Here is a 5,648-nt window from a genome sequence, read left to right as displayed (position 1 = left end):
GAATTGATATTCTGCGTGAGCGAAATATTTTCGGCTTGTTTTGTTGGTATTCTGGCCCCCACGGAACGCTCGTATTAGTTGAATCGAGTACCACTTTCCGAGATACTTTGCTCAACACACCCGCCACGCCTATGCAGCAGAACATCGTTGTACGCGCAAATAGGCGGGTTTTTTTTGAGCGCTTGCAGGGAGCAGAGCGACGGTGCAGTACAGGAAGGGTCCTCTCACGTACGCAGCACAGCTGCAGCAGCTTCAGCTGCGAGGCCTTCACGTTGCAGACCCTGTGCGCGCAAGCTACTACTTGGAGCGCGTTGGTTACTACCGACTCATGGGCTATCTATTTCCATTTCGGAGGCCTGGAAGCGACGCCTACGAGGCGGGGGCTACTTTCGAAGAGGCTGTAGCACGCTATGAATTCGATCAAGTGTTGCGCTCCCTGATTATGGAGGCGATCTGCAACATTGAAGTCGCGGTGAGGACGGCAGCCACCTATCGAATGGCTCACAGCTATGGCGCTTTCGGTTACAGCGATCCTGCCAACGTCGCATACGATAAAAATTGGCACGCTACCTGGATCGTTGCCGTAGAAGATGAAGTGCGGCGTTCACGTGAAACCTTCATTCGTCACTATAAAGAAAGGTACACGCTACCGCCGCATCCATGCGTGCCCGTTTGGATGGCAAGCGAGGTCATGTCATTTGGCTCGTTATCGAAACTTGTCCAGGCGATRCATCCTGCTGACAAGAAAGCGATAGCAGGTGCCTTCGGCGTCGCTTCCCCAGTGTTTGCCAACTGGATCCACGCCATCAGTGCGATACGAAATATCGCTGCTCATCACGGGCGTATGTGGAATCGGGTTCTAGGTATCATCCCCATGAGACCCAATAGTGGGCCTTGGCAGCATATGGCAGGAACCTATCCTGCAGGCAGGATGTACTTTGCACTGCTTGCCATTAAAGCCTTACTTGGCTCATGCGCGACTGACGTAAACGACTGGCGCGATCGCGTAAGTGATCATCTACGTCCACTCCTTGCAAGCCACGATCATAGACAAAGCATGGGAGCCCCCGCTAATCGGGATCAGCATGCGCTCTGGAGATAGCGGGTCAGCTCCGGGCGCGTTGGCCGGATCGCTCAACGGCGTGAGTCACCAGATACAGGTCTTTCGACCTTGTCGACGTCCACATTCCTGGCCTTCGCCAGGGCCTTTCCCAGGTAAAGGCGGTCGGTGCGGCAGATATCGAACCCCGTGATCGTCAACGGCGCCAATCCGCGGTAAGTCACCGAGAGGTCCTGCTTGCATACGTCCGCGCTGTCGAAGCGGACGGTGGCCTGGCCGCTTCTTCCGCCGATCAGTGGTCCGCCAAGATCGAGGGCATGCCAATAGCGCGTGCCGGCCGGAGCGGCCTCCACGGACGTCACCGTTCGGTCCGCGTCGTTGATGAAGGTAACAAAGTGCGGTGCTGCCTGCGCCGAGGTGACAAGCACCACGCCCAGGAACAGAAAGGTCGGCTTTGCCCAGGAGCGCCTGAAGTGCCGGCGCGTGCGGTGATGCTGATCCATGTGGTCATCTCCCTTGTGGCGTCACGCTGCGGCGTGACGATGTCGTCCGGACGTCGAGCACCGTTCGACTGGTGCGCGTGGTCGGTAGACATGGAAGCTAGTGACCCTGCATGGCAATTTTGAGGCGGCAAACTGACGTGGCGGCGAAGGTGATACACGAGGTGCACTGGTCTTAGACGTGCCCGAAGGGACTCGTGGTCAGGACCATGCTTCGCAGCGGCTCAGCTTTTGCGACCACGTCGTTCGCCTGCGTGGTGTAGTCGTCCGCCAGGCTTGCGCTTCCGGCCTCCTTTGCCGACAACGCCATTTCCCGAAGCAGCATCACGCGTTCTTCGACGGCGCGCAGCGTGTCCCAGAGTCCCTTATCGATGGCGTCACCGATATCCAATAGCAGCGTGTTAGCCGTCGCGCCGTGACCTCCGTGTCGTCGAGGGAGTGGCGTGGATGGCTCGTGGTCAGCGACAAGGCTGCTGTGGCATACCGGGCACGCGGACGGAGCGACAGGGATCAGCTCAGACATGTCCTGGCGCCCGGGGCTAAGCGCGGCGTCAGCCTCGGTCGGCGCATCCGAGTGGGATTCCATTGAGACGGACGGAGTGGCGGTAAGCCGCGCTACATGTCCGGCGATCTTCTCCCCCAGCTGTTGCACCGGGACCACGGCATCGACGTCAACCTGTAGGGCGGCACCCTCAGGCATCGAAGCAAATACCGCCGGAACGTTGCCCTGCACCAGTGCGACGCCGCCCCGATCTTTGATGGCCCACAGTCCCGACGTGCCGTCGTCGAGCATCCCTGATAGGAGAACGCCAATGACGTTGGGTCCGAATGTGTCGGCGGCTGAGCGAAAGAGTGCATCGATGGACGGTCGAGAGCACGACTCCTTAGGCGCGTGCGTCAGGCGCATGCCGTCCAGAGTGACAAGCAAATGCCGGTCTGGTGTCGCCACATAGATGTGACCCGCTTCCAGCACGCGGCCGTTTTGGGCATCCGAAACGGGCAGGGGCGTCATTCGTTGAAGGACGGATGCCAGGTCGCTCTTGACGTGGGCGGGGAGGTGCAAAACGATCAGGACGGCCGCTTCCAACGACGCCGGCAACCCGCCGATCAGTTGCTGCAAGGCCTCGACGCCGCCGGCCGGCGCCCCGATAACCACCACGGGTAACGTTTGGCTTTGCATGAGTGCCCCCAAACAACAACCTTACCGCGGTGAGCGCCCCCTCAGTGTGACGAGTGCTTGGGCGTGCTCACATGCAAGACCGGCAGCGACCGTCCCCAGGATGAGCGCGAGGGCAGTCACTCCCCCTCGCCACGCTGTTCGCCTAGTTGCCTGCTCAGCGCTCGCATGGCCTCGACGCACGCCAGGCTGGGCGTCGACCCAGGAGCCCCAGAAGCTGCACCACCAGGGCGGTGGCGTCTTCAAGCGACGGGTCGCCGGTAGAGATGGCTTGATAATGCAAAAGTCTCGCCCGGAAGCGGGCTTCCGGCAGGTCGGAATGAAGGAGCGCCAGATTCATCGCCAGGGCGCTCTGGGCCATCGCAGCAGCGGTCAGGGTCCAGCCTTCTCTTGCGTCGTCCATGGCCGCTTTATTCAAGGTGATCAACCCGAAGATGGCATGGAAGCTGTGATCGAATCGCATCTTTTGCGCGATCTTCCGAATTTGCATAGTCATAATTGCGATCGGTGTCGCATGCGAGCGTCGAGTCTCGGCTGTCGAATGGATGGCTAAACGAAGTCTGAATCCGCCCTCTTGAAAAATGTTTCTAGCTGCATAAATTACTCACCGCTGGCCGCTTCGGGACCAGCCTCCTCGCCCGCTTCGGGGGCGAGCGGAGAACTCATTCCATGTTGCAAGAGGATATGGTTATGCGAACTCTTCTGAACGTTTCACCCCTTCATCGCTCCAGCGTCGGTTTTGACCGCATGTTCGATTTGCTCGAAGCCGCCGCGTCGCGCGGCCAGGCCGCTGACAACTATCCCCCCTTTGATTCCATCAAGCTCGCTGACGATCAATATCGCGTCACGATGGCAGTGGCGGGGTTTCGCGAGCAAGATCTGGAGATCTCCACGCAAGGAAACTGGCTGACCGTCTGCGGCGAGCGCCACGGTGAAGCCGAGGGCGAATATCTCCACCGCGGCATTGCGACCCGGCCCTTCCAGCGACGCTTCGAACTGGCCGAGCACGTCCAGGTCACCGGGGCGAAGCTCGCTGACGGCCTTTTGTCCATCGACCTCAAGCGTGAGATCCCCGAGGCGATGAAGCCGCGCCGCATCGACATCGAGTCGGGGGCGGCGTCGGATGCCAAAGACAGCGTCCGCCAATTGCTCGATCAAGCCGCGGCTTGAACCAGGCAAGAGCCTCGCATGGATGCGGGGCTCTTTTTCGCCTCCGTCATAAGCAGTGCTGGCAGATGTGGTTGCTGTTGCCGTTGCGATCTCATGACGAACAGGTGCCCTCATCGGCTCCGGCTGCGTCAGTAACCATGGTATAGATCTTGTTGCACGCATCTCGCTCCGCGGTTGTCGTGCAGCAGGCCTCGCATCGAGGCGCTACGATCCCCGTGAATCTCTTCGAGCAATGCCATGACTCTCCACTTTGTAGCCGCACATGGCTCTGCCGTCGACAGCGCGAATGGTTTGGTGATCTACCACCCCCGGATGCAGCCAACATCGACACCAGACGAAGTCGAATGGCAATACTCGATTCGCAAGGACGACGGTACGCGTGAGGCCCTTGGGTTCTTTGGCTCGCATGTTGTCATCGAAGAGGCGGGGGAGGCCATCCGCCTCTTCACCATGAACCTAGGTCAACCTCGGGTCATCGATTCAATGTTGAAGATAAAGGAGCGGCTTCATATCGACGGCGATGGCTTCGAGTTTATCCAGCGACTAGCGGAAGGCTTCGTCAGGGCCTTCGAATGCAAAACCGACAACGCCGAGACCATCCGCTATGTGGCCCTGACTCAGGATGCGGCGTTACAGGGCGTCGGCCTGACCGTTCCGGCCCATTTTCCTCGTCGTCCGAGCGGGCAGCTGGTGTTGGCTGAGGCACGAGTGCAAGCGCGTTCCGTTTTATGACGGCTGGTCGACGCGAGCGTCCGCACCTCTTGATTGCAATTCGCCATTCCCGCCTCGTACTATCGAGAAAACGGGACAGGACCCTCGTATGTCAGGAATGACCGCTTGTCGGCCTTGTCCGGCATCAAATTACGGTGAGCACGGGACGCTCGTCTCGCGTCCTGGGTCCAGTGCAGAAAGCACCCCATCGAGCCGCTGCGATCTCCGCAAACCCTTTCGAGAAATGCCATGACTCTCCACTTTGTAGCCGCACATGGCTCTGCCGTCGACAGCGCGAATGGTTTGGTGAWCTACCGGCCGCGGATGCAGCCCACATCGAAGCCTGATGAAGTCGAATGGCAATACATGGTCTATAAGAACGACGACATGGGGCACGGCCTCGGGTTCTTTGGTTTGCACGTTCTGATCGAAGAGGCAGGGGAGACTGTTCGCCTTTTCACCCTTGACCTGGGCCGGACCGACGTCGTCACTTCGATGTTGAAACTGAAACAGCGGCTTAGTATCGACGGCGATGACTTCGAATTCATCCATCGACTAGCGGAAGGTCTCGTCAAGGTATTCGAAAGCCGCACGACTAACACCGAAATCGTCCGTTATGTAGCCCTGACCCAGGACGCGGCGTTACTGGATGTCGGTCTTGTCGTTCCGCTCCATCTTCCTCGTCTCGCTAACGGTCAGGTGGTCCTGGCTGAGACACGGTTGGAGGCTCATCCCGTTTTACGGTCGGTGCCATGACGCAGTTCGTCTTTGATGACTACGTCCGCGCGACGATGGGGGGTGCCACCGATGTCTCCAACGGGAAGAGTCTTTCACCGGATCAGATCCAGAGGGTCGCCGACTACCTGAAGTCGCCCGGCTCGGGCCCGGATGTGACATCCAGCTACGAGACGTTTGTGTCGAGCAGGATGGTTACGCATCCTCCTGCGTTACCGCCGGGTTACGATTATGTCGGTTTCTCCGGTCGTGACAGTGCAGGGAAGGCCAACTACGAAAATGCCGTTGCCTACAC

8 protein-coding genes are annotated in these 5,648 nt (G+C 59.2%); 5 read left to right on the top strand and 3 right to left on the bottom strand.

Annotation, left to right across the window (positions count from 1 at the left end; all coding sequences use genetic code 11):
- Positions 1–328 precede the first annotated feature (328 nt).
- The gene (locus AC1DT2_RS14665) at positions 329–1,102 is read left to right on the top strand and encodes an Abi family protein (RefSeq protein WP_477297091.1); all 774 of its coding nucleotides are present in this window, start codon (positions 329–331) and stop codon (positions 1,100–1,102) included.
- A 32-nt stretch (positions 1,103–1,134) separates the two neighbouring features.
- Here the strand turns inward: AC1DT2_RS14665 and AC1DT2_RS14660 are convergent, their stop codons facing one another.
- From AC1DT2_RS14660 to AC1DT2_RS14650, 3 genes are all read right to left on the bottom strand, one after another.
- Positions 1,135–1,563, bottom strand: a complete 429-nt coding sequence (locus AC1DT2_RS14660) for a hypothetical protein (RefSeq protein ID WP_477297090.1) — start codon at positions 1,561–1,563, stop codon at positions 1,135–1,137.
- Positions 1,564–1,735: 172 nt separating this feature from the next.
- A complete protein-coding gene (locus AC1DT2_RS14655; RefSeq protein WP_477297088.1) occupies positions 1,736–2,740 on the bottom strand; it encodes a chemotaxis protein CheB in 1,005 nt (334 codons plus the stop codon).
- A 154-nt stretch (positions 2,741–2,894) separates the two neighbouring features.
- On the bottom strand, positions 2,895–3,233 hold the full coding sequence (locus tag AC1DT2_RS14650) for a hypothetical protein (protein ID WP_477297087.1): 339 nt from the start codon (positions 3,231–3,233) through the stop codon (positions 2,895–2,897).
- A 194-nt stretch (positions 3,234–3,427) separates the two neighbouring features.
- On the opposite strand from AC1DT2_RS14650, the gene AC1DT2_RS14645 reads away from it, so the two are divergent.
- The 4 genes from AC1DT2_RS14645 to AC1DT2_RS14630 form a co-directional block, all read left to right on the top strand.
- Entirely contained in the window at positions 3,428–3,907 is a 480-nt protein-coding gene (locus AC1DT2_RS14645) for an Hsp20 family protein (RefSeq protein WP_477297086.1), read from the top strand.
- 237 nt (positions 3,908–4,144) lie between these two features.
- Positions 4,145–4,639 carry a hypothetical protein gene (locus AC1DT2_RS14640; protein WP_477297084.1) on the top strand — a complete coding sequence of 165 codons (495 nt, stop codon included), beginning with the start codon at positions 4,145–4,147 and terminating at the stop codon, positions 4,637–4,639.
- A gap of 228 nt (positions 4,640–4,867) precedes the next feature.
- Positions 4,868–5,374 carry a hypothetical protein gene (locus AC1DT2_RS14635; protein WP_477297083.1) on the top strand — a complete coding sequence of 169 codons (507 nt, stop codon included), beginning with the start codon at positions 4,868–4,870 and terminating at the stop codon, positions 5,372–5,374.
- On the top strand, positions 5,371–5,648 hold a 278-nt coding region (locus AC1DT2_RS14630), incomplete at its 3' end, for a hypothetical protein (RefSeq protein ID WP_477297081.1). The genes AC1DT2_RS14635 and AC1DT2_RS14630, both read left to right, overlap by 4 nt.

Source organism: Luteibacter sp. P4_E6 (genome assembly GCF_056401535.1).
The sequence above is the reverse complement of the archived record's forward strand: the minus strand, read 5'-3'. Positions and strand labels throughout refer to the sequence as shown.